We start from the raw sequence: 25,597 nt of genomic DNA, 5'->3' as shown, positions 1-25,597 counted from the left end.
GGGAAAAGGATTATGGACCTCGCAGAACACGGACGCATCTCGTCCGGAGCGAGCACCTCTCAGAGCGAAGGCGGAGAACGGACATGGCGGACGATGCCGTGGCCGGCCGAGCCCGGCCGTAATACGCCCAGGCCGTGACGGTCACGGACGACGCCCACGGAGGCGTCGGCGGACACGGGGCCGTCAGGCGGGGCGGCCGACGACGGCGACCGGGCAGTGGGCGTGGTGCAGGACGCCGTGGGTGACCGAGCCGAGGAGCGCGTCGCGCAGCACGCCGTGGCCGTGGGTGCCCACCACCAGCAGGTCGGCCTGCTCGGAGGCCGTGACCAGGGCCTGGACCGGGTGCTCCCGTACGACGTCCGCGACCACGGCGACGTCCGGACGGCGCTCCCGATGCGGGATCAGCAGGTCGTCGAGCCGAGTGCGGTGGGCCTCCTCCACCTGGGCGAGCTCGTCGTAGTGACCGGCCGCGACCAGGGTCTCGGCCAGCTGGAACGCGTGCACCGCCCGCAGCCGCGAGCCGCGCAGCACGGCGGCCTCGAAGGCGTGGGCGAGCGCGACCTCGTCGGCGGCGTCCAGGGCGACGCCGACGACGATCTCGCCGCGGGCGGACGCGGGCTCGCCGCGCACGACGACGACCGGGCCGGGGGCGTGCCCGGCGACGCGCAGGCCGATGGATCCCAGCAGCAGGCTGGCGAACCCGCCCCGCCCGCGATGCCCGAGGACCAGCGAGGCGGCCGCGGCGGCGCGTTCCCGCAGCGCGATGGGGACGGAGCCGCGGGCGATCTCGGTGGTCACCGCGAGGTCGGGATGCCGTTCGAAGGCGAGCTTCTGCGCCTCGGCCAGGATGCTCTCGGCCACGCCCGTCGCCCGGTCGGGGACGCGGGCGTCGGCCGAGCCCAGCACGTCGTAGGGGGCCTCGTCGATGACGTGCACGATCTGCAGCGGCAGGCCGCGCAGCGCGGCCTCGTCGGCGGCCCACCGGACGGCGCGGTCGGCGGGCGGGGAGCCGTCTGTGGCGACGATGATGGCGGCCATCGGATCCTCCTTCGATGGATGCTGCCAGGCCGGTCTTGTACCCGCCGCCGCGCCGGAAAAGCGGCCCTGACCTGCCGTGACGAGGGAAGCCGGAGGGCCGGTGCCGCCCCGCGGTCATGGGCGCGCGGGGCGGGGACGATGATGCTGTCCGGCGTTCCCATCGGGAGGCGACGGCGCACGCCGGTGCGGAAGGAGCTTGACCATGCTTGTCCGAGAGGCCATGACCGCCCCCGTCGTGACGGTGCCGCCCTCGGCCACCGTCCGGCAGGCCATCCGCCTGCTGCACGAGCACGACATCACCGCGATGCCGGTGGTGGACGGCTCCGGGACGATGGTGGGGATCGTCAGCGACATGGATCTGCTGCGCGGCGAGTTCCAGGCCGATCCGCGGGCGTTCGCGCTGCCGGTGGCGGGCCCGGACGAGCCGCCGCCGCGGCTGGTGTCGGACGTGATGATCCGGGACGTGCGCACCGCCCAGCCGACCACCGACGTCGCCGAGCTGGCCGCGATGATGCTGCGCACCCACATCAAGAGCGTCCCGGTGCTGGACGGCGGCCGGATCGTCGGGATGATCAGCCGCCGGGACCTGATCGCCGTGCTGGCCCGCGGCGACGCCCGGATCCGCGACGACGTGCTGGCGTCGCTGGCCGAGCTGCTGCCGGACGGCCACGCCTGGACCGCCACCGTGCACGAGGGCGAGGTGCGGCTGTCCGGCCCGGCCGACGACAGCGCCCGGCACATCGCCGAGACCCTCACCCGCACGATCCCCGGCGTCACCCGCGTCCTGTTCACCGACTCCCCCTGACGCCCGGCGACGGGCCGTCCGAACGGCGGCGCCGGGCGGGCGGCCGGGCCTCGACCGGGTCCTGACCAGGACGATCAGCGAGGCGGAGGTGCTTTGGGCAGGTCTCGGCGGGTACCGACGGGGCTGTGACACAGGACATGGCAGAGGGGCTGGCGGGCCGGCTGCGGGGCCGGGTCGTCCAGGCGACGGACGCGGACTACGACCAGGTCCGCGCGGTGTGGAACGGCATGATCGACAGGCGTCCGGCGGCCCTGGTGCGGTGCGCCGGGACCAGCGACGTGATCGAGGCGGTCCGGTACGCGCGGGCGCGGGGCCTGATGGTCGCGGTGCGCGGCGGCGGGCACAACGTGTCCGGGACCGCGGTGTGCGACGACGGGCTGGTCGTCGACCTGACGCCGATGCGCGGGGTGCGGGTCGACCCCGCCGCCGGGACCGTGCGGGCGGCCGGCGGCGTCACGATCGGCGACCTGGACTCCGAGACGCAGGCGTTCGGGCTGGCGGTGCCGATGGGGGTGGTCACCGAGACCGGGATCGCCGGGCTCACGCTGGGCGGCGGACTGGGCTGGCTGCGCCGCAAGTACGGGCTGAGCTGCGACAACCTGATCTCGGCGGACGTGGTGACGGCGGACGGCCGGGTGGTCGTGGCCGAGTCCGACCCCGATCTGCTGTGGGCGCTGAAGGGCGGCGGCGGGAACTTCGGCGTGGTCACCTCGTTCGAGTTCCGCGCCTATCCGGTGGGACCGGACGTGTTCTTCGCGCAGGTGATCCATGCGGGGACCGACGCCCGTTCCGTGCTGCGCGCCTACCGGGAGTGGGCGGCCGCCGCGCCGGACGAGATCAGCTCGTTCGCGATCCTGTGGCACGCCCCCGAGGACGAGTCCATTCCGGCCGAGCACCACGGCACGCCGATCGTGGTGTTCGCCGCCATGCACAGCGGCACTCCGGAGGAGGGCGAGGCGGCGCTGCAGCCGCTCCGCGACATCGGCACGCCGATCGCGGACCTTTCGGCGGCCACGTCCTATCTGGAGGCGCAACGCTTCTTCGACGAGGACTACCCGGCGCACGTCATGCGGTACTACTGGAAGTCCCGCTATCTGACCGGGCTGCCGGACGACCTGATCGACGTGCTGGTGGAGCTGAACGAGGGCAGCCCGTCCCCACACTCCACCCTCGACGTCTGGCAGCTCGGCGGGGCGTTCGCCCGGCCGGGAACGCGGGACACGGCGTTCGGCGACCGTTCGGCCCCGTTCATGCTCGGCATCGAGTCCAACTGGGAGAACCCCGCCGACGACGAGGCGTGCATCGCGTGGGCCCGCCGCGTCCACACGACCCTGGGGCCCTTCTCGACCGGGGCCGAGTACCTGAACTTCCCCGGCCTGTACGAGGACTCCGACCGCACCGTGCGAGACACGTTCGGCCCCAACCTGGACCGCCTGGCGGTGGTGAAACGCCGCTACGACCCGGACAACGTGTTCCGCCTCACCCACAACATCCGCCCGTCCTAGGCGTCATGGTCACGACCGGGCGGTCTTGACGCTCGGGAACGGGCGACGTGGGATGGAAGGAGAAGTGCGCCATCGGTCCGGCGATGCACCGGAACGTGAGAGGGGGCTCACGTGACAGCCACAGTGGTCGCACGCAAACCGGCCGTGGGGGACGCCTACTGGGTGCTGGGCGGTCTCTACGAGATCAAGGTGACCAGCGAGGAGAGCGACGACCAGTTGGTCGTCGTGCAGATGACCATGCCGGAGGGGATGGGGCCGCCGCCGCACACCCACCCGGGAGCGGAGGCCGTGTACGTCCTCGACGGCACGATCCGCTACCACATCGGCGACGAGACGGTGGAGGGGGAGCCCGGCTCCTTCTTCTACGTCCCCGCGGGGACATGGGAGAACTTCGAGCCGCTGAGCACGGTGCGCGTGCTCGTGGAGTACATGCCCGGCGGGAACATCGACAAGTTCTTCGCCGAGGTCGGGGAACCGGCTCGGACACGGGATCTGCCGCCCGCCTCGGAGGCGCCGCCCGACATCGACAGGCTCATCTCGGTCGCCGCCCGGTACGGCATGGAGATGAGGAGACCGGAAGGGATGTGATCACAGGCGTCCGGCCCCGTCCCCGAAGGCGGGGCCGACGCGTGCGCGCCGGATGTCACCCCGAGGTCTCGGTTCGGCAGGCGGGGGTCCGCCGGGCGGGGGCGGCCTGATAGGGCGGGGTCATGCAGAAACTGGTGATCCGTGCCCTCGCGGTCTCCATGGCCGCCCTGCTGACCGTCCCCGCCGCGGCCGCCACGGCGCAGTCGCGTCCCGGGCCCACCGCGCCCAGGGAGTTCGTGGCGCTGCGCGACGTGGACCGGACGATCCTGGAGGAGATGCGCTACACGACGGCGCACAACTTCATCGGGGACCCGATCAACGGTTACCGCCAGCCCGTGTGCATCCTGACCAGGCCCGCCGCCGAGGCCCTGCGCCGGGCCCAGCGCAAGCTGCTGCGTCAGGGATACTCGCTGAAGGTCTACGACTGCTACCGGCCCCAGCGTGCGGTGGACCACTTCGTCGCCTGGGCCAAGGACCTGGACGACCAGCGGATGAAGGCCGAGTTCTATCCCCGCGTGGACAAGGCGGACCTCTTCGCCGACGGCTACATCGCCGAGAAGTCCGGCCACAGCCGGGGCGGCACCGTGGACCTGACCATCGTCAAACTCCCCGCCCGGCCCACCCGCCCCTACCGGCCGGGGCAGGAACTGGTCCCCTGCTACTACCCGCAGGACCAGCGCTTCCCGGACAACTCCATCGACATGGGAACGGGCTACGACTGCTTCGACACCCTCTCCCACACCCTCGACCCCAGCATCACGCCCGAGCAGCGGGCCAACCGTCTCCTGCTGAAGAACACCCTGGAGGAGCAGGGCTTCGTCAACCTCCCCGAGGAGTGGTGGCACTTCACCCACAAGCCGGAGCTCTTCCCCGACACCTACTTCGACTTCCCCGTCTCCCGCAGCTCCCTGACCCCCCGGAACTGACCTCCTGCGACATGGCGGGGCCACGGCCGGCCGTGGCCCCGCCGCCATGCCCAGGACGGGCTCAGGACTTGGCGTCCACCGTCGGCCGGGGCTCGGGCTCCACGGCGACGGGCTCGGGTTCGGGCTCGGGATCCTCGCCGTTCAGGACCCGCCGGACGCGGTCCTGGTCCAGGACGCCCTCCCAGCGGGCGACGACCAGGGAGGCCAGGCTGTTGCCGCAGACGTTCGTCAGGGCGCGGCACTCGGACATGAACTTGTCGATGCCGAAGATCAGCATGATCCCGGCCACCGGCACCGTCCCGACCGTCGACAGGGTCGCGGCCAGCACGATGAAGCCGGACCCGGTGACCCCCGCCGCGCCCTTGGAGGTCAGCAGCATGACGGCGAGGAGCCCGAGCTGCTGCCCCAGGGACAGGTCGGTGTCGGTGGCCTGCGCGACGAACCCGGCCGCCAGCGTCAGGTAGATCGACGTGCCGTCCAGGTTGAACGAGTACCCGGTCGGCACGGTCAGCCCCACGATCTGCCGGGGCGCGCCCAGGTTCTCCAGCTTGCGCATGAGCTGCGGCAGCACCGACTCCGACGAGGAGGTGCCCAGCACGATCAGCAGTTCGTCCCGCAGGTGGCGCAGCAGCCGGAACAGGTTGACGCGGTTGGCCATCGCGATCCCGCCCAGGACCACCACGACGAAGAACACCGACGTGCCGTAGAACAGCGCGATGAGCTTGCCCAGGCTGGTCAGGGTGGAGATGCCGTAGGTGCCGATCGTGTAGGCCATGGCCCCGAACGCGCCGACCGGGGCGGCGTACATGACGTACGACAGCACCTTGAAGATCGCGGCGCTCAGGTGGTTCACCCCGGCGATGATGGGGGCGCCGGCCGGGCCCAGCGCCTTGACGGCGATGCCGAACAGCACCGCGAAGAACAGCACCTGCAGCACGTTCCCCTCGGCGAACGCGCCGACGATGCTGGAGGGCACCAGGTCGGTGAGGAAGTGCCACCAGCTCTGGTTCTCGCCCTCCTGGATGTAGCCGGCGGCCTTCCCAGTAACCTGGATCTGCTCCGGACGGGCGTGCACGCCCGCGCCGGGCCGGAAGACGTTCACCGCGACCAGGCCGAGCACCAGCGCCACCGTGGTGACGACCTCGAAGTAGACCAGCGCCTTGAGGCCCACCCGGCCGACCCCGCGCAGGTCGGCGACCCCGGCGATGCCGGAGACCACGGTCAGGAAGATGACCGGCGGGATCAGCATCTTGATCGCGTTCACGAACGTGGTGCCCAGCGGCTCCAGCCCGGAGCCGACCGACGGCCAGAAGTGGCCCACGGCGATGCCCAGGGCGATGGCGACGAGCACCCACGCGTACAACTGCCGGTACCAGGGAGCGCGCTTGCGCCCGCTGCGGACCTCCATGTGCGTCTGCCTCCGTGAGGTGGACGGAGCCGAGGGGCTCCACGGGAACGACAGCGTCAGCGTGATGGCGGCCACAACGGGCGTCACGATTGCGTACATAACGTTCACGGCCGGCCGGGCGTCCGGTCGATGACACACCCGCCGGGAGGTGACACTGAGTCATGCTCGTCCGTCTGCGCAGGTTGCGCCTGGCCACCCGGATCTTCCTGGCCCAGGTGGCGGTCATCGGACTGGTGCTGGTCATGGGAACGGCCCTCGCGCTGCGCCAGGCCCACGTCGAGGGGCGGGACCAGGCCCGGCAGCGGGTCGTGGACATCGCCCTGACCCTGTCCGCCTCCCCCGAGGTGGCCGCCGCGCTGACCGGTCCCGACCCGGCGCGGCGGCTCCAGCCGCTGGCCGAGGACGTCCGGCGCGCGACCGGGGTGGACTGGGTGGTGGTGATGGGCCCCGACCGGGTGCGGTACTCCCATCCCGATCCCCGGCAGATCGGCCGCACGTTCCTCGGCCATGTCGACGAGGCGTTGCGGGGGCGGGTGCTGACCGAGACCTACACCGGCACGCTGGGGCCGTCGCTGCGGGCCGTGGTGCCGGTGTTCTCCCGGGGCCGGGTCGTCGGGATGGTCGGCATCGGCATCACCACGACCCGGGTCGGGGAGGAGCTGCGCCGCCGGGTCCCGAGCATCGTGCTGGTGGCGCTGGCCGGGTTCGGGGCGGCGGCGGTGGGGGCGCTGCTGGTCAGCCGGCGGCTGCGGCGGCAGACCCTCGGCCTGGAGCCCGCCGAGATCACCCGCATGTACGAGCACCACGACGCGGTGCTGCACTCGGTCCGCGAGGGCGTCGTGGTGTTCGACTCCCAGCGCCGCCCGGTGCTGGTCAACGACGAGGCCGTACGCCTGCTGGGGCTGCCGTCGCCCGCGGCCGAGCTGCCGGAGGCGCTGCGCGAGCTGCTGGACGGCCGGCCCGCCGTCAGCGACGAGGTCTACCTGGCCGACGACCGGATCCTGGTGGTCAACCAGCTCCCCGCCGTCCGCGACGGCCGCACCCTCGGCGCGGTCGCCACGCTGCGGGACCACACCGAGCTGGAGGCGCTGTCCGGGGAGCTGAACTCGGTGCGGGGGCTGGCCGAGGCGCTGCGCGCCCAGGCCCACGAGGCGGCCAACAAGCTGCACACGGTGATCACGATGGTGGAGCTGGGGCGGGCCGAGGAGGCGGTCGCGTTCGCCACCGCCGAGCTGGCCACCGCGCAGGAGCTCACCGACCGCCTGCTGGCCGCGGTGGACGAGCCGGTGCTGTCGGCGCTGCTGCTGGGGAAGGCGGCGCAGGCGGCACGGCACGGCGTGGAGCTGACCGTCACCGACGACACCGCCGTCACCGCGGAGACGGGCCTGCGGCCGCGCGACCTGGTGACGCTGGTCGGCAACCTGGTCGACAACGCCATCGAGGCCGCCCAGTCCGCGCCGCCCCCGCGCCGGGTCCACGTCACCGTACGGCAGGAGGACACGGCACTGGTCGTGCGCGTCGCCGACACCGGCACGGGGCTCGACCCGGACCGGCTGGCGGAGGCGTTCACCCCGGGCTGGTCCACCAAGCCCGCCGAACGCCCGCAGGGACGCGGCATCGGGCTGGGCCTGGTCCGCCAGGTCATCCGCCGGTACGACGGGGACATCGAGGTGACCCGGGATCAGGGGGCGGTGGTGACCGTGCGGCTGCCGCTGCGGGAGGCGGCGGTCCGATGATCCGGGTGCTGGTGGTCGAGGACGAGCCGCTGATCGCCGAGGCGCACCGCGCCTACGTGGAACGGGTGCCGGGCTTCACCGTCGCGGGAACGTGCGGCAGCGGCGCGCAGGCCCTGCGTTTCCTGGCCGCCCACGAGGTCGATCTGGTGCTGCTGGACTTCTACCTGCCGGACGTCGGCGGGCTGGAGGTGTGCCGCGCCATGCGCGCCCAGGGTTGCACCGTCGACGTCATCGCCGTCACCTCCGCCCGCGACCTGGACCTGGTGCGCGCCGCCGTGGCCCAGGGCGTCGTGCAGTACCTGCTCAAGCCGTTCACGTTCGCCGCGTTCCGCGACAAGCTCCAGCAGTACGCCGAGTACCACCGCCGCCTGGCCCGCCCGACCGGCCCGCCCGCCCAGCACGACATCGACCGCGCCCTGGCCGCCCTGCGCACCCCCACCACCCCGGCGGTCCTCCCGAAGGGCCTCAGTCCCGACACCCTGGCCGAGGTCGTCGAGGCCCTGCGCGCCTCCCCCGAGGCGCTGTCGGCCGCCCAGATCGCCGAGGCCCTGGGCATCTCCCGGGTCACCGCCCGCCGCTACCTCGAACACCTCACCGCCCAGAACCTCGCCGTCCGCCGCCCCCACTACGGCGGCCCCGGCCGTCCCGAGCACCACTACCAGTGGCACCCCTCCCGCACGAGCTGACCACTCCGGCCGAGAATCGTCTTCTCGTTCAGTGGCCACCGCACCGGCGGGAGCCCGCCCGTCCAGGCCCGCCGCTCATGGACCGCCGGGGCGGCGCACGACGCCGGCTGTGAACGGCGACAGTTCTCACCCGATGTGCGTTGGAATGGTGCGCGTCCTCGAGCGAACAGTTGATTTCCGTAAATCGGAAATCTACTTTCCACTCACTGGATACGGCCTGCTCACCGGGATCCGGTGCGCGGCCGTCCCGCCCCGGCATCGCGACCAGTGATTGGAGCCCCGCCATGACCGACAGCGTCTCCGCCGGCACCGATCCCGTCCCGGGCGTCGGCCGCCGGCAGGTGCTCGGCGCCGCCGCGCTCGGCGGCCTGGGCCTCGCGCTCGGCCCCGGCAGGGCGCGGGCCGCGACGCGTCCGGCCACCGCGACCGTGACCGAGCAGCGCGCCCGCGCCGTCGTCGTCGGCACCGGCTTCGGCGGCGGCGTGACCGCCCTGCGGCTGGCCCAGGCCGGCGTGCAGACGCTGGTCCTGGAGCGCGGCAGGCGGTGGCCGACCGGCCCCAACGCCGACACGTTCTGCCGCATGGCCAACGTCGACCAGCGGTCCACCTGGCTGAGCGAACGCAGCGGCATCCCCGGCGTCCCGGGCACCTGGGAGCCCTACACGGGAGTGCTGGAGGCCGTGCAGGGCGACGGCATGCTCATCCAGTGCGGCGCCGCGGTCGGCGGCGGATCACTGATGTACCACGGCATGACCCTGCAGCCGACCAGGGACGCCTTCGCCCGGTCCATGCCGATGATGGCGGACCACTACGACGCCCTGAACCGCTACCACTACCCCACCGTCGCCCGGTGGCTGAGGATCACCACGATCCCCGACGACGTGCTGGCCGCCGACCCGTACCGGTCGTCCCGGCTGTTCCTGGACGCCGCGCCGGACGCGGGCCTGGAGACGTTCCGGGTCCCGCTGCCCATCGACTGGAGCTTCGTCCGGGGCGAGCTGGCGGGCCGGTACGCGCCCACCTACATCACCAGTGACCTGTCCTTCGGCGTCAACAACGGCGGCAAGCACACGATCGACGTCACCTACCTGGCCGCCGCCGAGGCCACCGGCCGGGTCAGGGTGGAGCCCCTGCACGTGGTCCGCGACGTCCAGCTCGACCGGCTCCGGCGCTGGGTGCTGCACGTCGACCGCATCGACACCGGCGGCGACGTCCTGGAGAGGAAGAGGATCGTCGCCGACGCCGTCTTCCTGGCCGCGGGTTCCGCCGGCACCACCCGGCTCCTGGTCAAGGCCAGGGCCAAGCGGCTGGTGCCCGACCTGCCCGACGCCGTGGGCACCCGGTGGGGCAACAACGGCGACCGGATCTACGCCTGGGTCGGCATGAACGACGACCCAGGGCGTCCCCAGGGCGGCCCGGCCTGCGTCGGCGGCCGCGAGTCCGGCGCCTCGATCCCGTACACGATCATCCACGCCGGATCGCCCATGCTGCCGCCCGACGGCACCCGGATGATGACCATGGTCGGCTTCGGCGTCGTCGAGCCCACCGGCACCTGGGCCTACGACTCGGCCGCCGACGACGCCAGGCTGACCTGGGATCCCGCAGGCGACGCCGAGCTGCAGACGCTGATCCGCAACCGGATGAACGAGTTCGTCCGGGTCGGCGGCGGAATGATGATCGACCGGGACGCCCAGGCCACCTCGACCTGGCACCCCCTGGGCGGGGTCCCCGTCGGCGGCGCGGTGGACCACTTCGGCCGCGTGCTGGGCCACCGCGGCCTGTACGTCCTGGACGGCGCCCGCATCCCGGGCTCCACCGGCGCCTGCAACCCGTCCATGACGATCGCCGCCCTGGCCGAGCACAGCATGGCCGCCATCGTCCGCCAGGACGTCGGCCGGGTCTTCTGAGAACGCCCCGCCGCCCGCAACGCCGGCGGGCCCGGCACGCACGGCTCTGAGAGCGGGGGCCGTGCCGGACCCGCCGGGACTGCCGTCGGAGCGTTACAAGCCCTCACCGTTCCCGGCGACGGCCCGCGACCGGACGTCGCGGTAGAGGGACAGCATGAGATCGCTCTGCCGGCGCGGATGCAGGTCCACGGCGCGACGGCGGGCGGCGGCCCCCCGCGCGCGGGCCGCGTCGGGGTCGAGCAGCAGTTCCGCGATCGCCGCGCCCATGTCGGCGGAGGTGGGCGAGGTGAGGATCATGTCATCCCGCAGCGGGCTCGCCTTGTGCAGGGCCTCGTCGACCACCACGGACGGCACTCCCGCAAGGGAGGCCTCGTGCAGGACCAGCGCCTGGGTGTCGGTGAGCGAGGGGAAACCGAACACCTGGGCGGTCGCGTAGGCGGCGCCGACCACCGAGGGCGGCTGCTGTCCGGTGGTGACCGTACGGTGCGCGACGCCGGCGTTCGCGAGCACCCGGCGCAGCCAGCGCCGCTTGTAGAGGGCGCCGACCAGGACCAGCCACGCGTCCGGGACGCTCTTCAGGACGTCGCCGAACGCCTGCGCGAGCAGATCGACCCCCTTCTCGGGGGTGACCCGGCCGACGAACAGGACCATGGGCGCGCGCGGGGGGATCGCCCACCGGGCGCGGAACTCCTCGTCGGCGCCGGGGGGCACCTGGACGGGGGCCACGCCGTTGGGCGCCACGACCACCCGGGGGTGCCGCGCCAGCCAGGCGTTCCTGTTCAGGATCGCCTCGGTGGGCACCACGAGCGCGTCGGCGGCGCCGTACAGGAGCGTGTTGGCGGCGTCGATGACCTCCTCGCGCCGTTCGGCGCGCGGGCGCTCCACGCCCAGGCGCCGCGCGTACGCGCGCAGCATCAGGCGCAGCGCGCAGGTGGGGACCCGGTAGGCGTCGGCATAGGCGTGCAGGTCCGTGTGGTAGGTGGCGACCATCGGCAGGCCGAGCCGGCGTGCCGCCAGCGTCCCCAGGAGACCGACCGTGCCGGGGGTGTGCACGTGGATCAGTGCCGGGGACCAGTCGGCGATCCTCGCCACATGGCGCAGCCGCGGCGGGCACAGCCGCATCTCGGCGACCCCCGCCGGGATCGACCGGAGGGCGAGCCCGACCTCGCCGGGGCTCTGGGACCGGTGGCCGGGCGCGACCAGCAGGCCCGGATGCCCGGCGGCGTGCAGTTCGGGGATCAGAGTCCGCAGCGAGGTCACGACGCCGTTCCTGTGCGGCAGGAACGTGTCACTGAAGTGCGCCACCCGCATGGGAGCGCCTGCTCCGGCACTGGTCATCTTCAACTCCGCAGCTTGACGCGACATCGGCGGCCGCCCTGCCCGGACGGGCGTCCGCCCGGGCGACCCGGACCAACGCCCACGGATCAGAAAGGCCCCGATCACAGGCGAAGCGGCACTCACTCACGCGAGTGCCGCCAGGAGAGCTTTATCACCTCCGGGCCGTCCTCGCCCGTTCCCCGGCGATCTGGGACAGCCGCGGACCCGCCGCCGCCCGGGACGGTGGCCGCAGGACCGGCCGGAACGCCGGCCGGCGTTCGGCGATGTCGCCGAGTCGCCGACCCCGCGCCATGCAGGTCTGCCGACGCGGACAGCGCATCCGGGCCGGAGCCGGCTCGGTGTCGTGACGGGCGAACATGGCGATGATCGCGTGGGACCGGATCGTCGGGACTAGAGTGAACGCCGCCCGGTGCCGGCGATGAGGGAGGCGTCTGCGATGACCGACCAGGAGCGGGATCACGGCCCGCAGCCCGTGATCGACACCAGCAAGCCGCATTCGGCGCGGGTGTGGAACTACTGGCTGGGCGGCAAGGACAACTACCCGATCGACCGGCAGGTCGGCGACCAGGTCCGCGCGGTGTACCCGGGGATCGTGGACGTGGCCCGGCACTCGCGGGCCTTCCTGGGCCGGGCGGTCCGCCACCTGGCCGGCGAGGCGGGGATCGACCAGTTCCTGGACCTGGGCACCGGCCTGCCCACGGTCGACAACACCCACGAGGTCGCCCAGCGCGTCAACCCGTCCTGCAAGATCGTGTACGTCGACAACGACCCCCTGGTGCTGGTGCACGCCCGCGCCCTGCTGACCAGCACCCCGGAGGGGGTGTGCGAGTACGTCGACGCCGACGTCCGCGACCCCGGGTACGTCCTGGAGCAGGCGGCCCGCACGCTGGACTTCACCCGGCCGATCGCGCTGATGATGCTGGGCATCCTGGGCAACGTGTGGGACGACGCCGAGGCCGCACAGATCCGCGACCACCTGGTGGCGGCGCTGCCCTCGGGCAGCTACCTGGTCCTGGAGGACGGCACCAACGCCGTCGACCCCGAGGCCGCCGCCCAGGCCGAGCAGACCCGCGCCGAGGCGGGCGACCCCTACAGGCTGCGCACCCCCGAACAGATCGCCGCCTTCTTCGACGGCCTCGAACTCATCGAACCGGGCGTGGTGTCGGTGTCCCGGTGGCGCCCCGAACCCACCCCCTGGGGCCTCCCGGAAGAGGTCACCGCCTACTGCGGCGTCGCCCGCAAACCCTGACACGCCACGAGGCGCACCACGCGGCCCACGCCCTCCGCATCCCCGCCCGCGCCTGCACCAGCCCACCTCCCCCTCGACGACGACCTGCCGCCATCGCGGGTGAAGCCGATCAACTCCCACACCCCGGACCCGGCCCGGCGTGTCACCCGACCCGGCGAACGTCCATGGACACCGCACTAGGGACTCGTGCCCGGGCTGATGGAGAGCAGGGCCTTGCCGTCCTTGATCGACACGAGCCTGACCTCCACCGAGGGGTTGTCACGGAAGCCGAAGCTGCTGCCGCCGCCCGGGGAGAGCACCTGCTCGGCGCCCCCGCCGTGCGGATACTCGACGTGGTAGGTCAGGCTGTTCTCGTCCACGGACACGACCGAGAACCCCGGGTAGTAGAACTTCTTCCTGTCCAGCTCGATGTCGACCGGCCTGGTCACTTCGAGGAGGCAGTCTCCGTCGAAGCAGTCCTCGGTCTCCGTGGTGGGCGTGCGCGTGGGGGACGGCGGGACGCTGGGGGGCGCACTGGTGGGGGACGCGGGCGCGGCGGGCTTTGAGGGAGCCGGCCCGGCCTCCTGCGCCGGGGATCCGCAGGAGGTCAGGGCCGGCACGAGCACGGGGACGAGGGCGGCGAGGAATCGGCGCATGGTCTTCTTTCTCCGTCTTCCGTTCGGGGCGCGGCGTCGAAGCAAGGACTACCGGATCGGCTCTGGGAGGGGTCCCGTTTCCGCGCCCGCACAATGGCGTGCACGGCGGCCCGCCGGCGCCGTCATCCGATCACCGCCCGGAAAGCCGCGGCAATGGCCGGATCCGGCATCGCTCGAAGCACCCGATTACCGTACAGAACCGGATGGGAACGCTTAGAATACGGTATTCGCACCCTCCGCCCGCGTCGTCCTTCCGTCCGCCGCCGTTCCCGGCATGCGACGGGAACGGCGCCGGGGAGCACCGTGCCGGCGAAACGTCGGGAGGCGTGAGTTGGACCAGACGGCCGATCCGTTTCCCACCATGGGAGAACTGACGCATCGGCTCTCCGGATATCGGCTCGTGAAACAGATCTCCGAGACGCCGATGAGCTCGGTGTACCTCGCCGAGGAAGTCCATCTGGGCCGCCGGGTCGTGCTGAAGGTGCTCAGCCGCCGGCTCGCCGAGGACCGGGGATTCCGCGAGCGTTTCAAGCGCGAGGCGGTGGCCGCCGCGCGGCTGGACCATCCCAACATCGTGCCGGTGTACTCCACCGGTGAGGTCGACGGCCGGCTCTACCTGGTGCTCAGATACGTCAAGGGGGCGGATCTCAGCAAGCTCCTGCAGACCGAGCCCCGGGGCCTGGACCTGGCCCGGACGTCGCACATCCTGACCCAGGTCGCCGCGGCGCTGGACGCCGCCCACGAGGCCGGCATCGTCCACCGGGACGTCAAACCCGGCAACATCCTGATCGACCACGACACCGGCCACGCCTACCTGTCCGACTTCGGCATCGCGAAGGTGGCGTCGGCCGATCCGGTCACCAACACCGGGCAGTTCCTCGGGACGTCCAACTACGCCGCGCCCGAGCAGATCCTCGGACACCAGGTCGACCGCAGGACCGACGTGTACGCGCTGGGCTGCGTCGTCCACGAGTGCCTGACCGGGACCCCGCCCTTCCGCCACGGCGAGACGGCGCCCGTGCTGTGGGGGCACCTCCACCACCCCCCGCCCCCCGTCACCGCACGGCGTCCCGAGCTGGGCCCCGGCATCGACGCCGTGGTGGCCCGGGCGCTGGCCAAGAACCCCGCGGACCGGTACCCCACATGCGGGCAGTTCGCCGCCGCACTGGCGGCCCTGGATCCCGGCGGCCGGCACGGCACGACCCGGGAGGACCTCCCGGCCGGCTCTTCCGGCGGCCTCACCACGCTCCCCCCGCCTCCGCGCGGGCTCGCCGGCAGGTGGTCCCGGTCCATCCGCAGGCATCGGATCCCCGTGGCGGCCGCCGTGGCCGCCGTCCTCCTGCTGACCACCGCGGCGCTCGGCCTCGCACGGGCCCGGAACGACGGTGGATCCGGACCCTCCCTGGCGGACCGCGTCCCGGCGGCCCTGCGCCACAACTGCGCGCCGGAGACCCGCACCGTGCCGGCGGGCGCTTCGCACTCGTGGCGCTGCCGTACGGGGACCGGCCAGAGCGTCCGGTTCGACTTCTTCGACACCCAGGACCGGCTGGGCCAGGCGTACGACCGTGTCGTGCGGGAGTCCGGCGTGGCCCGCGGGCAGGGCGACTGTTCCGTCGCCACGGGCGCCGAACACCGCTATCCGGCCGCCGGCGCGCCCGCCGGCCGCCTGCTCTGTTTCACCAAGGGCTCGACCACGTCCCTGGTCTGGACCGACGACAGGGCGCGCACCCTGGCCCGTGCCGACGGCATCGGCGATCTCGCGCTGATGCGGGCGTGGAACTCGTGGACCGCGGCCCCGGCGTTCCCGACCAGGGAGGAACAGGCGCTGATCGCCCTGGCCGGCCAGGAGCCGGCCGACTGCAGGCGTGTGCCGCCGGGAGGACTCGACGAGTTCCACGACGTGGTCGCGGCGGTGGACTGCTCGGTGGCCGAGACCGGGGCCGCCCGCGCCGCGTACTACCGTTTCGCCGGCCCGGAGGGCCTGCAACGCAGCTTCCACGGGCAGGTCGGCAAGGCCAGGGCCCCGTGGAACGACGACTGTCCCGACGCCGACGTCCCGGGCTTCCTGGGGGTCTCGAACTGGACCTACCGCCAGCGGCACGCCGGTCACGTCTTCTGCCGCCCGGGCGCCCGGGGCCAGTTCGTCGTCGAATGGACCGCCGAGCCCCTGCTGTTCATGGGACGCGCCACGGGCGCCTCGGCGGCGGAGCTTTCCGAATGGTGGCAATTCGAAGCCCCGCCGGCGTTCAGCGAACTGGTCAAGGGGCTCAACGCGCACGCCGTTCCGGCGTATCCCACCCCGGCGGAGAAGGCGCTCCTCGACCGCATACCGCCCGCCGCCCGGGTCGACTGCCTGCGCCCGGGCCGGGAACAACTCCAGAACGACCTGGACGGCGCCCAGGCCACCGCGATCGCATGCGATCCCGTGGACAGCGCGGCGTACATCGTCTACTACCGGTTCCCCGACGCCCAGGCGATGCGGAGGAACTACGAGCGCATCGCGGACGGCGCTCCCAAGAGGGACTGCACCGAGTCGCCGGACACGTTCTCGGGCGAGGCGCCGTACTCGATCGCCGGCAGTCCCGTCGGCCGGCTGTGGTGCGGCACCGACGATGACGACGACCGCTTTCTCACCTGGACCCACGATCGCCTGAACATCCAGGTGATGGCGTTCGACGTCGACGAGCCCGAGGAACTGCTCGGGTGGCTGCCGAACGCGGGACCCAGGTGAGAACGGGACGCGGGTGAGCCGATGAAGCAGCACGCGCCGCAGGTCCGCTACCTGCCTCCCACGATGCGGAGCCTTGCGACCGACGTCCCGCCGTCCCCCGCGGGGACCCTGTTCATGCTGGCCGCCACCGGAGGCATCGCCGTGCCTCCGCGCAGGGACTTCGCCGTGCTGTTCGGCCGCAACGAGCCCGAGGTCCATGTCTGCGTCGGCGCGGGCGATCCGCACGTCAGCAGGCGCCATGGCCGGCTGCTCTGCGACGGCTCCGGCTGGTGGATCCGCAACGAGGGCCGGCTGCCGATCCGGATGCCCCACTCGACGCTGCTGCTGTCGGGCGAGGAGATGCCGCTCAACCCGGGGTACAGCCCGCTGTTCATCCGCAGCTCGCCGCGCCGGGAACATCTGCTGGAGGTGCGGATCGTCGGCACCGCGCCCCCCGGGCCGGTCGCCCGTCCCGATGATCCGACGCTGCCCCGCCGGCCCTGGACGCTGAGCGACACCGAACGGCTGGTCCTCACCGCACTCGCCCAACGCTATCTGCGGCAGGAGGCGTATCCCCAGCCCCAGTCCTGGAGACAGGTCGCCGAGGAGCTGAACGAGCTGACCGGCCGTCAGGAGTGGAACCCGCACCGCGCCGCCAACGTGGTCGGCGAAGTCCGCAGCCGCCTGTCGGCCGCCGGTGTCAGAGGCCTGACCCGCGACGAGGTGGGGGAGCCGGTCGGCAACGCCCTGAACGACCGCCTGATCCGCGAACTCCTGGAGACCACGACCCTGGTCCCTCCGGATCTGCGGCTCCTCGGGGACCCCGGCGACTGACACCGCCGCCCGCGGCCGGATCCAGGAGCGCGCGGGACGGGTCACCGGCAGCCGCCCGGCGGATGGCCACCGCCGGCAGGGCGGCACGACGCTCCGGAGACCGGAAGACCATGATCACCAAACTACCGGGCCGGCTCCGGGAGGGGTCCCGAGCCCGCTCCTTCACGATGGCGTGCATGGCAGCTCCCGAGCCTCGGACGCCCGCACGCGTCCCCACGGCGATCAGATGCGCGGTCGCGTTGCTGTGGCTGCACACCGCCTTTCTTGCATTCGGCACGTTCGCGTTGTTCACGGAGGCGTCGGCCATGCGCGAGCACGGCTCGCCCGATGCGGGCGCGCTGCTGATCGGGGGGGTGATGGGCGTCGGGCTGACCTGCGGCCTGGCCCTCAGCGCCGTCCAGGTCATGCGCGCCGTGCCGTGGGCCCGCTACCTGACGCTCGCGCTGGAATCATTCTTCCTGTTCGGCGCGCTGGTCCAGTTCGCCGTTCTGCTGACGGCGCCGGATCTCGTCGGCGGTGCCGTCGCCATCGCCCACATCACCGTCATCGGGACCGTCATCTGGCTGGTCGGAAAGTCGCGAGAATGGTTCGGATCCAGCGGCGCACAGAACGGCTGATTCCCGTGCGGTCCCGACGCCGCCCGCACAAAGCGAGGACAAGAGCCACGGATATGGCAACGGCCACCAGCCGCGCCGACGCATAATCCGCCACCCGGACGGAAGACCGTTCGACCACGGCGGAGAGAACGGCGACAGTGCCGAGCCGGGCGACGAGCCCACCGCAGGTGAGGTGCGTCAGCGGACGCTCGGGGTCACGAGGGCCCGGCCGCCCCGGGTGGGCACCGCGATGGAGCCCTGCGCCACGGCGCACAGGGTCTCAATGCCCTCGCCGTCCACCGTGGACACGTCGCAGCGGCAGATGACGCGGGTGCGTCCGGCGCGGACGACGGACGCGTGCGCGCGCAGCGTCGCGCCGACGGCGGGCCGCAGGTAGTCGATGGTGAATCCGGCGGTGATCAGATCGCTGCCCACCATCGTGCCCGCGGCGAAGGTCAGCGTGTTGTCGGCGGCATAGGCCAGGACGCCGCCGTGCACCAGGCCGTTCTGCTGGCGCAGCTCGTCCCGGATGTCCAGCTCCAGCGTCGCCGCTCCGTCGCCGAAGGCCACCAGCCGCGCCCCCAGCAGCCGGCTGAACGGCTGCGCCGCCAGCACCCGCCGCGCGAGGTCCAGGTCGACCGTCATGCCGATCTCCTCACTTCACTAGTGAACTGACACTGCCGTCCGGCGCCGTCCTCTGTCAAGATCGGCGCATGCCCGAGCCCGACGAGCGCCTGTACTTCCTGCTGCAACGCGCCGCGCACCAACTGCGCCTGGCGGCCGACCGGCGCTGCCTGGCCGCCGCCGGGATCACCACGGCGCAACTGGGCGCGCTGTTCGCCGTCCACGACCACCCCGGCATCACCCAGCAGCAGCTCGCCCGCACCCTGGGCCTGCGCGAGTCGGCCGTCACCTCACTCGTCACCCGCCTGGCCGCCGCCGACCTCGTCACCCGGCGGCCGCACCCGAACGAGCACCGCGCCACGGCACTGCACCTGACCGATCACGGCGTCGCCGCACTCGACGCCGCACGCCCCGAGATCGACCGCTTCAACGCCGAACTACGCGCCAGGCTCGGCGACACCACCTTCACCCAGACCGCCGCCGCACTGAGCAAGCTCACCCACGATGCCTCCGAGAGCACACCCGGCCCATGACCCGCCCGCTGTTCCGCGTCCGCCGAGACCAGGCCGCTTTCCTCCAGGAGCCTCATCCGGCCGGCCCGCGTACTCCCGCGGACCGGCCGGCGGACGTTTCCCGTCCGGCTGGGAGAACGCCCGCCGCGCCGGCGGGTCCGACGCGGCGGGCGTTCCCTTCGGAACTGATCAGACCGAGCAGAGCGACGGCTTGTTGATGATGCGGTAGACGCAGTCGGCGTACTCCATCAGACGCAGCACGGCCTCGCGGTTGCGGGAGGTCTCCCGGCCGATCACCTCGTCCGGCGGGTAGAAGCCGGGACTGCTGGTGCGCGGATACATCTCGAACGTGTAGTTGAAGATCTTGTAGACGCCCCACATCCAGTCGTTGATCGTTCCGTCGGTGATGTAGAGGTCACTGGCCTGCTCGGCCGTGTAGCCGTTGGTCGAGGCCATGTTCTGACCCAGCGCGGCGTGCGCGTTGCGGTCGTCCTGGGTCAGCCCCGGCCCGGTGTCGGCGTAGGTGTAGCCGTACGGCCACAGGATCAGCTCGCTGTAGGTGTGGAAGTCGATGGCCGCCCTGATCTGCTGGCGTCCGCCGACCACCCGGCTGCGCACGAAGTCGGCCACCACCCGGACCTCGGGCGCCGACTCGGCGGACGGGCCGCGGTAGGTGGAGCTGGACGGGCTGCCCGAGGAGCCGCCGCAGCATCCCCAGTTGTAGGCCCAGTTGCGGTTCAGGTCCGTGCCCACGTAACTGGACCCCGGGTTCGGCTGCCGGTTCTTGCGCCAGGAGCGGTAGGCGCCCGTCGCGATGTCGTACTCGCCGCCGTCGGGGTTGAGGTCCGGCAGGATCCAGATCTCCCGGGTGTTGACCAGGTTGGTGATGCGCGAGTCCGTGCCGTACCTGTCGGTCAGCTCGTTGAGCAGGTAGACCGCCATCTCGACGGTCAGGTGCTCACGGGCGTGCTGGTGGTGGGTGAACAGCACCTCGGGCTCGGCCTCGTCGCTGCCCGGATTGTCGCTGATCTTGACGGCCATGATGTCGCGGCCCTCGTAGGACCGGCCGATCACGGACTTGCGGACGATGGCGGAGTGGTCGGCGGCCACCCGGTTCACCACCGCGGTCAGCTCGGCGAAGTCGTGGTAGCCAGAGTCGGCGGGCGGGAAGCCCAGGGTGGTGAGCTCCTCCTCGTGGGCGTGCTCGGCGGGCAGCGGGGTGACGGTGAAACCGAGCCGGCGCACGGCCGCCGCCTCGCGCTCGGTGGCGGTGATGACGACGTGCCGGCCGTGGGCCTCGTCGATCGCCGCGCCGGTACGGGCGATCCGGGTGCGGTCGGCGGCGCTCCGCAGGCCCGTGACGTCGTACGCGTGCGTGTCCTGTGGTTCGGGCGCTCGGGCGGCCGACTGGGCCGAGGCGCCGGTGCCGGCGAGCACGCCGGCGATCAGCAGCGCGCACAGGCCGAGCACGACGGGCAGGGATCTCCTTCGCAATGCAGCCTCCAACGGCGGGGGGTGACCGTGGGACGGCGCAAGCGTAAATTCGGGCAGATAGCATGTAAAGCTTAAGTATTAAGAGAATAGAAAATACAGGGCGATTCACCCTCCGGTCGTACGGGAAAAGACGGCACGGGCTCGTCGCACGCCCAGGTCACACGTCCCGTCCCCGCCCGTGGAGGGACGGGACCGTCACGTCGACGAGCAGGCAGAACGGGCGCCGAAAAGGTTCGCTCCGCGTTTCAGAAAGAGGCGATCGACGAACGGGACCCTCTCAGGGAACGGACGCTGATCATGAAGGACGAGGGTCACGACCGGGACATGGCCGAGCGCATCATCGACCAGACGCTGGCGTTCCTGGCCGCCTGCACCCAGAATCCCGGCGCGAAGCTCGCCCCCTCCAACATCGTTGACCCCGGCCGGCACGCGTTCATCCCGCACACCAGGGGGCGTACGCGGAGTTCTGTGAGCGCGTGGCCGGACGGTTCGTCCACCACCTGCCGGTCATGAACGACGACATCCGCTCCGGTAACGCGCTCACCCGCACCAAGGAGGCGCTCACCCACGCCGACGACACCGCCGCCCGCGACCCGGAGTTCGCACGCGACGTCCAAGCCCGCGCCGCAGCCTTACCGAACGGCGCAACGCCAAGCTCGCCGAACTCCGCGAACTGGAAGCCGCCCAGATGCCCATTGAGACGGGATCGGACGGTCCGCCCGGTACGGGGACCAGGCCACGGACGGGCCGCGACCCCGCAGCCGCTCGATGGTGCCCCCAACGGGATTCGAACCCGTGCTACCGCCTTGAAAGGGCGGCGTCCTAGGCCGCTAGACGATGGGGGCGGCTGGCGTACGCCTGCCGCCAGCATAGGGGAAACGGGGGCGGGACGCCTATTCGGGGGCGTTGGTGCCCGTCAGGGGCGGGCGGGCGAGGAGGTGGGCGGGGGCGTCGTCGCCGGTGGGGTGGTGGGGGTCGGGGTTTGCGTGGGTGGACGGGTGGGCCATTCGGTGGGGTCCAGGGACGGCCACTGGGTGGGGGTGGGGGCCGTGGCGCCGGTGGGGGCGGGCGGGGTGATCGTGCGGTTGGGGTCGGGTTCCAGGTGGCGTTCGATCAGGGCGGAGGTGAGGCCGAGGCCGCCGAGGCGGAGGTCGTCCCAGCCCTGGAGGCGCTTGGTGGCGCGGTTGAAGTAGAGGACGGACAGTTCGATGGGGGTGGGCTCCTCGTTCTCCAGGCCGCGCAGGCCGGCGCCGCCGGTGGAGCCCTGGACGAAGAGGCGGGTGCCGGTGGGCAGCAGCTTGGTGCTGCGCCGGTGGGTGTGGCCGGACAGGATGAGGGGGGTGCTGCCGCTGAACGCCTCGGCCTGGTTGGGGTCGTGCACGGCCACCAGGTCGGGGGCGGGGCCGGCGGCGCGGAGCGAGGTGGCCTGCTGGGCGCCCAGGACCTTCAGCTGTGCGGCGGTGACGTTGTCGTCGCGGGTGGTCTTGTCGGGGGTGAAGCGGGGGTCGCCCACGCCGTAGATGCGCAGGCCCGCGATCTCGCGGGTCTCGTTGTCGAGGACGATGGCGTTCTTCTGGTCGGCGACCGACTCCTGGGTGTCGTCGGAGTCGTGGTTGCCCCGGACGAAGACGTACGGGATCTCCAGGTCCTCGATGCCCTCGACGAAGCGGTCCTCGGGGCTGCTGCCGTGGTCGGTCAGGTCGCCGGTGTCGATGATCAGGTCGGCCTGGAACTGGGTGCTGACGGAACGGATGACGTCCCAGGCCGCCGGGTTCAGGTGGATGTCGGAGACGTGGACGACGCGCAGCGTGGAGGGGTCGGGCTCGTAGGTGGGCAGCGTCGAGGTCGCGGCGTACAGGCGGGAGACGTTGCCGACCAGGCGGGCGAGCTGGGCGCGGTAGTGGGAGAAGCGCTCGACGATGTTCTCCACGTCGCCGACGACCTGGGGGGCGTTGGCGAGCAGGCCGGTGTAGCGCGGCTCGCTGATGGACTGGGGGTTGAACGTCCCGTACGCCAGCAGGCAGATGGCGACCAGCCCGCCCGCGCCGGCGCCCATGGACAGCAGCGCCCGGCGCCAGGAGCGGAACACCAGCAGCCCGGCCAGGAAGGCGAAGACCATGGCGAACACGGCGGCGCGGACGATCAGCACGACGACGCCGTGGCGGACCTCGTCGTCGACGGTCTCGGCGAGCCGGTCCAGCTCGCCGTCCTGCTCGATGAGCCTGCGGGCCGGTTCGGCGTGCAGCTCGGCGATCTGGGCGTTCAGCCGGACCGGGCCCCAGTGGCTGTCGAGCTGCAGCGAGCCCAGCGGCGGGATCTGGACGGTGGTGCCGCCGTTCCAGGACGGGCGGATGGACAGCGACACGTCGGCGGGCCCGACGGGGGTCTCCACCCGGCCGCCGAGGAGCATGCCGATCATGCCGCCGGCGAGCCCGACCACGACGACCGCCGCCACGCGGGAGGCGCGGCGCCGCCGCACCCGTGCGGTCCAGGCGCGCACCGCCCGGATCCGGCCGCCCCGCGTCGCGGGCCCGGCGGAACCGGTCTCCGCGGGGCCGTCCTCCGCGGCACCGGGCTCCGCGGGGCCGGACTCGGCGGCGGGTGGTTCGGGCGGTGCTGCGGGGTCGGCGGCGGTCGGGGGGGACTGGCGTCGGCGGAACCGCCCGAGGAGCACGTCGCCTCCTTTCCTCGTCCTCGACAATGGTGCCGTGATCGAGCTGTCGCGCGAGGAGTTCGAGGAGCTCGTCTCCGAGGCCCTCGACACCGTCCCGCCCGAGCTGACCGAGCTCATGGACAACGTCGTCGTCCTGGTGGAGGACGACGCGCCCGAACCCGGTCTGCTCGGTCTCTACCACGGCGTACCGCTCACCGAGCGCGGCGATTGGTACGCAGGCGTCCTGCCCGACCACATCTCGATCTACCGTAAGGAGATCCTGGCGATCTGCGATTCGGTCGACGATGTGGTCGAAGAGGTACGAATCACTGTCGTGCACGAGATCGCCCACCACTTCGGCATCTCCGACGAGTGGCTGCACCGGCACGGTTACTGAGTCCTCCCGCCATCCCGTCCTGTCCCCGGCGCGACCCGTTCCACCAATTGGGCACAGAAGGTCACATCAATGCGACGGAGCGTGAGTTAATAGGGAGGGAGCACGCCCATCCTGCGGGCGGACACGGACTGGAGATGTCTTGGCGGAAAGGCAGAGCGGCAGGCACCGCCGTCCGCGCGAGCGCCAGGCGACCTATCGTGAGGTCTTCGCCATCGGCGAGTTCCGCGCGCTGTGGCTGGCCCAGGCGCTGTCGTACGTCGGCGACCAGCTCGCCCAGGTGGCGCTGGCCGTCCTGGTCTACCACCGCACCGGCTCCCCGCTGCTCACCGCCGTCACCTACGCGCTGACCTACCTGCCGCCGATCGTGGGCGGCCCGATCCTGTCGGGGCTGGCCGACCTGTTCCCCCGGCGCAGCGTGATGGTGGTCTGCGACGTGCTGCGGGCGTGCCTGGTGGCGCTGATGGCCCTGCAGGCCATGCCGTTCCCGGTGCTGTGCGCGCTGGTGTTCCTGACCGTGCTGCTGGGCGCGCCGTTCACCGCGGCGCGGGCGGCGCTGCTGCCCGACGTGCTGGACGGCGACAGGTACGTGGCCGGGACGGCGATCAACAACATCACCCACCAGACCACCCAGATGCTCGGCTTCCTGGGCGGCGGGGCGCTGGTGGCGGTGGTGGGGACGTACGAGGCCCTGGCCCTGGACGCGCTGACGTTCGCGGTGTCGGCGATCATCCTGATGGTGTGGCTGAAGCCGCGCCCGGCCCCGCGCGACGGCGAGCAGGAGCCGCTGGCGCTGTGGCGCAACACCAGGGACGGGGCGCGGCTGGTGTTCGGGGATCCGACGCTGCGGTCCCTGGTGTCGTTCGCCTGGCTGTGCGCGTTCTACGTGATCCCCGAGGGGCTGGCGGCCCCGTACGCGGCGACCTATCCGGGCAGCACGGCGGTCACGGTGGGGCTGCTGATGTCGGCCATGCCGACCGGGATGGTCGTCGGGGTGTTCGTGTTCAGCCGCTTCGTGCGCCCCTCGGACCGGATCCGGGCGATGGGCTGGATGTCGATGCTGGCGTGCGCCCCGCTGATCGGGTCGGGCATGCAGCCGCCGCTGTGGGTGGTGGTGGCGCTGTGGGGGCTGTCCGGGGTGGGCAGCGCCTACCAGCTCGCCGCCAACGCCGCGTTCGTCGCCGCCGTGCCCCCGTCCGGCCGCGGCCAGGCGTTCGGGCTGGCGCAGTCGGGGATCCTGGCGGGCCAGGGCCTGGGCATCCTGGTCGCCGGGTTCGCCGCCGAGCTGCTCGGGCCGCAGACCGTGGTGGCGCTGGCCGGGGTGGCGGGGCTGTCGGTGGCGACCCTGCTGACCCTGCTGTGGACGCCGGTGCGCGGCGAGATGATCGCCACCATCGCCGACGACATGGCGGAGGCCGAACGGGACCGGACCGCGGGCCCCCCGGCGGCGCGGGGCGGCGGCGCCCCCAAGGCGCTCGCCGAGGGCGCCCGCTGCGCCGAGCGGCCCCGCCGGTGCCCGGACGACGACGTGGTCACCGCCCTGGAGGACGACTAGGAACGCGCGGAGCCGGACTTGGTGAACGCGTCCCTGGTCTTGTTCACCACGTCCTGGACCTTGGGGTTGTCCCTGTTCTTGTCGATCAGGTCCTGGGCGATCGACACGTCGCTGCCGGCCTCGGGGATCAGCACCCAGCCCAGCACGTACAGGATGACGCCGGAGCCGCCGAAGAGGGTGAACGCCCCGAGCAGCAGCCGGATGATGTTGGCGTCGACGCCGGTGTACTCGCCGATGCCGGAGCAGACGCCGGCGAGCATCCGCCCCTCGGTGGTCCGGCGCAGCTTGCGGGAGGCCGGGGTCGCGGGCTCGGGCTTGTTCAGGTCGTGTTCCATGACTCGATCGTGCCCCGTACGGAACGCCCCGCACATCGGGGATCCGCCCGATTCGTCCCTGATCCGACC

23 protein-coding genes and 1 tRNA gene are annotated in these 25,597 nt (G+C 72.3%); 15 read left to right on the top strand and 9 right to left on the bottom strand.

Features of this window, described 5'->3' with window-relative positions:
- Positions 1 to 183: 183 nt before the first annotated feature.
- The gene (locus HNR21_RS09230) at positions 184 to 1,038 is read right to left on the bottom strand and encodes a universal stress protein (RefSeq protein WP_182704870.1); all 855 of its coding nucleotides are present in this window, start codon (positions 1,036 to 1,038) and stop codon (positions 184 to 186) included.
- 202 nt (positions 1,039 to 1,240) lie between these two features.
- Here HNR21_RS09230 and HNR21_RS09225 point away from each other — a divergent pair, with 202 nt between their 5' ends.
- The 4 genes from HNR21_RS09225 to HNR21_RS09210 all read left to right on the top strand — a co-directional run bounded on the left by HNR21_RS09225 (position 1,241) and on the right by HNR21_RS09210 (position 4,862).
- Positions 1,241 to 1,843: a CBS domain-containing protein gene (locus tag HNR21_RS09225; RefSeq protein ID WP_182704869.1), complete on the top strand. Its 603-nt coding sequence runs from the start codon at positions 1,241 to 1,243 to the stop codon at positions 1,841 to 1,843.
- 125 nt (positions 1,844 to 1,968) lie between these two features.
- A complete protein-coding gene (locus HNR21_RS09220) occupies positions 1,969 to 3,348 on the top strand; it encodes an FAD-binding oxidoreductase (protein ID WP_312880935.1) in 1,380 nt (459 codons plus the stop codon).
- 111 nt (positions 3,349 to 3,459) lie between these two features.
- Entirely contained in the window at positions 3,460 to 3,936 is a 477-nt protein-coding gene (locus HNR21_RS09215) for a cupin domain-containing protein (RefSeq protein ID WP_182704868.1), read from the top strand.
- Between the two features lie 122 nt (positions 3,937 to 4,058).
- On the top strand, positions 4,059 to 4,862 hold the full coding sequence (locus HNR21_RS09210) for a M15 family metallopeptidase (protein WP_182704867.1): 804 nt from the start codon (positions 4,059 to 4,061) through the stop codon (positions 4,860 to 4,862).
- A 61-nt stretch (positions 4,863 to 4,923) separates the two neighbouring features.
- On the opposite strand, the gene dctA is transcribed toward HNR21_RS09210, so the two are convergent.
- Positions 4,924 to 6,357, bottom strand: a complete 1,434-nt coding sequence (dctA, locus tag HNR21_RS09205) for a C4-dicarboxylate transporter DctA (RefSeq protein WP_312880934.1) — start codon at positions 6,355 to 6,357, stop codon at positions 4,924 to 4,926.
- A gap of 74 nt (positions 6,358 to 6,431) precedes the next feature.
- On the opposite strand from dctA, the gene HNR21_RS09200 reads away from it, so the two are divergent.
- The 3 genes from HNR21_RS09200 (at position 6,432) to HNR21_RS09190 (ending at position 10,599) form a co-directional block, all read left to right on the top strand.
- Complete coding sequence (locus HNR21_RS09200; protein ID WP_182704866.1) at positions 6,432 to 8,006, top strand: sensor histidine kinase; 1,575 nt, start codon at positions 6,432 to 6,434, stop codon at positions 8,004 to 8,006.
- Positions 8,003 to 8,692: a response regulator gene (locus HNR21_RS09195; RefSeq protein WP_182704865.1), complete on the top strand. Its 690-nt coding sequence runs from the start codon at positions 8,003 to 8,005 to the stop codon at positions 8,690 to 8,692. The genes HNR21_RS09200 and HNR21_RS09195 overlap by 4 nt, the downstream gene beginning before the upstream one ends.
- Positions 8,693 to 8,976: 284 nt before the next feature.
- Positions 8,977 to 10,599 (top strand): GMC oxidoreductase, encoded by a 1,623-nt coding sequence (locus HNR21_RS09190; protein WP_182704864.1) that lies wholly within the window; start codon positions 8,977 to 8,979, stop codon positions 10,597 to 10,599.
- A 93-nt stretch (positions 10,600 to 10,692) separates the two neighbouring features.
- Here the strand turns inward: HNR21_RS09190 and HNR21_RS09185 are convergent, their stop codons facing one another.
- Positions 10,693 to 11,937 (bottom strand): glycosyltransferase, encoded by a 1,245-nt coding sequence (locus HNR21_RS09185; RefSeq protein ID WP_182704863.1) that lies wholly within the window; start codon positions 11,935 to 11,937, stop codon positions 10,693 to 10,695.
- 436 nt (positions 11,938 to 12,373) lie between these two features.
- Here HNR21_RS09185 and HNR21_RS09180 point away from each other — a divergent pair, with 436 nt between their 5' ends.
- Positions 12,374 to 13,186, top strand: a complete 813-nt coding sequence (locus HNR21_RS09180) for an SAM-dependent methyltransferase (protein WP_182704862.1) — start codon at positions 12,374 to 12,376, stop codon at positions 13,184 to 13,186.
- A 176-nt stretch (positions 13,187 to 13,362) separates the two neighbouring features.
- On the opposite strand, the gene HNR21_RS09175 is transcribed toward HNR21_RS09180, so the two are convergent.
- Positions 13,363 to 13,821 carry a hypothetical protein gene (locus HNR21_RS09175; protein WP_182704861.1) on the bottom strand — a complete coding sequence of 153 codons (459 nt, stop codon included), beginning with the start codon at positions 13,819 to 13,821 and terminating at the stop codon, positions 13,363 to 13,365.
- A gap of 400 nt (positions 13,822 to 14,221) precedes the next feature.
- Between HNR21_RS09175 and HNR21_RS09170 the strand changes: the two genes are divergently transcribed.
- From HNR21_RS09170 to HNR21_RS09160, 3 genes are all read left to right on the top strand, one after another.
- Complete coding sequence (locus HNR21_RS09170) at positions 14,222 to 16,552, top strand: serine/threonine-protein kinase (RefSeq protein ID WP_182704860.1); 2,331 nt, start codon at positions 14,222 to 14,224, stop codon at positions 16,550 to 16,552.
- A gap of 21 nt (positions 16,553 to 16,573) precedes the next feature.
- On the top strand, positions 16,574 to 17,365 hold the full coding sequence (locus HNR21_RS09165) for an FHA domain-containing protein (protein WP_220500100.1): 792 nt from the start codon (positions 16,574 to 16,576) through the stop codon (positions 17,363 to 17,365).
- Between the two features lie 239 nt (positions 17,366 to 17,604).
- Complete coding sequence (locus tag HNR21_RS09160; protein WP_182704859.1) at positions 17,605 to 17,982, top strand: hypothetical protein; 378 nt, start codon at positions 17,605 to 17,607, stop codon at positions 17,980 to 17,982.
- Positions 17,983 to 18,159: 177 nt separating this feature from the next.
- On the opposite strand, the gene HNR21_RS09155 is transcribed toward HNR21_RS09160, so the two are convergent.
- The gene (locus HNR21_RS09155) at positions 18,160 to 18,606 is read right to left on the bottom strand and encodes a PaaI family thioesterase (protein ID WP_182704858.1); all 447 of its coding nucleotides are present in this window, start codon (positions 18,604 to 18,606) and stop codon (positions 18,160 to 18,162) included.
- Positions 18,607 to 18,674: 68 nt separating this feature from the next.
- Between HNR21_RS09155 and HNR21_RS09150 the strand changes: the two genes are divergently transcribed.
- Positions 18,675 to 19,118, top strand: coding sequence for a MarR family winged helix-turn-helix transcriptional regulator (locus tag HNR21_RS09150; RefSeq protein WP_182704857.1), 444 nt, complete (start codon positions 18,675 to 18,677; stop codon positions 19,116 to 19,118).
- Between the two features lie 168 nt (positions 19,119 to 19,286).
- Here HNR21_RS09150 and HNR21_RS09145 read toward each other — a convergent pair whose 3' ends face one another.
- A complete protein-coding gene (locus tag HNR21_RS09145) occupies positions 19,287 to 20,591 on the bottom strand; it encodes a M14 family metallopeptidase (protein WP_182704856.1) in 1,305 nt (434 codons plus the stop codon).
- Positions 20,592 to 20,888: 297 nt separating this feature from the next.
- Here HNR21_RS09145 and HNR21_RS09140 point away from each other — a divergent pair, with 297 nt between their 5' ends.
- On the top strand, positions 20,889 to 21,104 hold the full coding sequence (locus HNR21_RS09140) for a glycine-rich domain-containing protein (protein ID WP_182704855.1): 216 nt from the start codon (positions 20,889 to 20,891) through the stop codon (positions 21,102 to 21,104).
- A 256-nt stretch (positions 21,105 to 21,360) separates the two neighbouring features.
- On the opposite strand, the gene HNR21_RS09135 is transcribed toward HNR21_RS09140, so the two are convergent.
- Positions 21,361 to 21,436, bottom strand: a tRNA-Glu gene (locus tag HNR21_RS09135).
- A 71-nt stretch (positions 21,437 to 21,507) separates the two neighbouring features.
- Positions 21,508 to 23,265 carry a metallophosphoesterase gene (locus HNR21_RS09130; RefSeq protein WP_312880932.1) on the bottom strand — a complete coding sequence of 586 codons (1,758 nt, stop codon included), beginning with the start codon at positions 23,263 to 23,265 and terminating at the stop codon, positions 21,508 to 21,510.
- 34 nt (positions 23,266 to 23,299) lie between these two features.
- On the opposite strand from HNR21_RS09130, the gene HNR21_RS09125 reads away from it, so the two are divergent.
- Together HNR21_RS09125 and HNR21_RS09120 are read left to right on the top strand one after the other, a co-directional pair.
- The gene (locus tag HNR21_RS09125) at positions 23,300 to 23,641 is read left to right on the top strand and encodes a metallopeptidase family protein (protein WP_119726825.1); all 342 of its coding nucleotides are present in this window, start codon (positions 23,300 to 23,302) and stop codon (positions 23,639 to 23,641) included.
- Positions 23,642 to 23,780: 139 nt separating this feature from the next.
- On the top strand, positions 23,781 to 25,193 hold the full coding sequence (locus HNR21_RS09120) for an MFS transporter (protein WP_182704854.1): 1,413 nt from the start codon (positions 23,781 to 23,783) through the stop codon (positions 25,191 to 25,193).
- On the opposite strand, the gene HNR21_RS09115 is transcribed toward HNR21_RS09120, so the two are convergent.
- The gene (locus HNR21_RS09115) at positions 25,190 to 25,528 is read right to left on the bottom strand and encodes a PspC domain-containing protein (RefSeq protein ID WP_182704853.1); all 339 of its coding nucleotides are present in this window, start codon (positions 25,526 to 25,528) and stop codon (positions 25,190 to 25,192) included. The two genes, HNR21_RS09120 and HNR21_RS09115, sit on opposite strands and share 4 nt — an antisense overlap.
- Positions 25,529 to 25,597: the final 69 nt, after the last annotated feature.

It is taken from the genome of Thermomonospora cellulosilytica, assembly GCF_014138835.1.
Classification (GTDB): domain Bacteria; phylum Actinomycetota; class Actinomycetes; order Streptosporangiales; family Streptosporangiaceae; genus Thermomonospora; species Thermomonospora amylolytica.
This window is presented reverse-complemented; position numbering and strand designations above follow the sequence as displayed.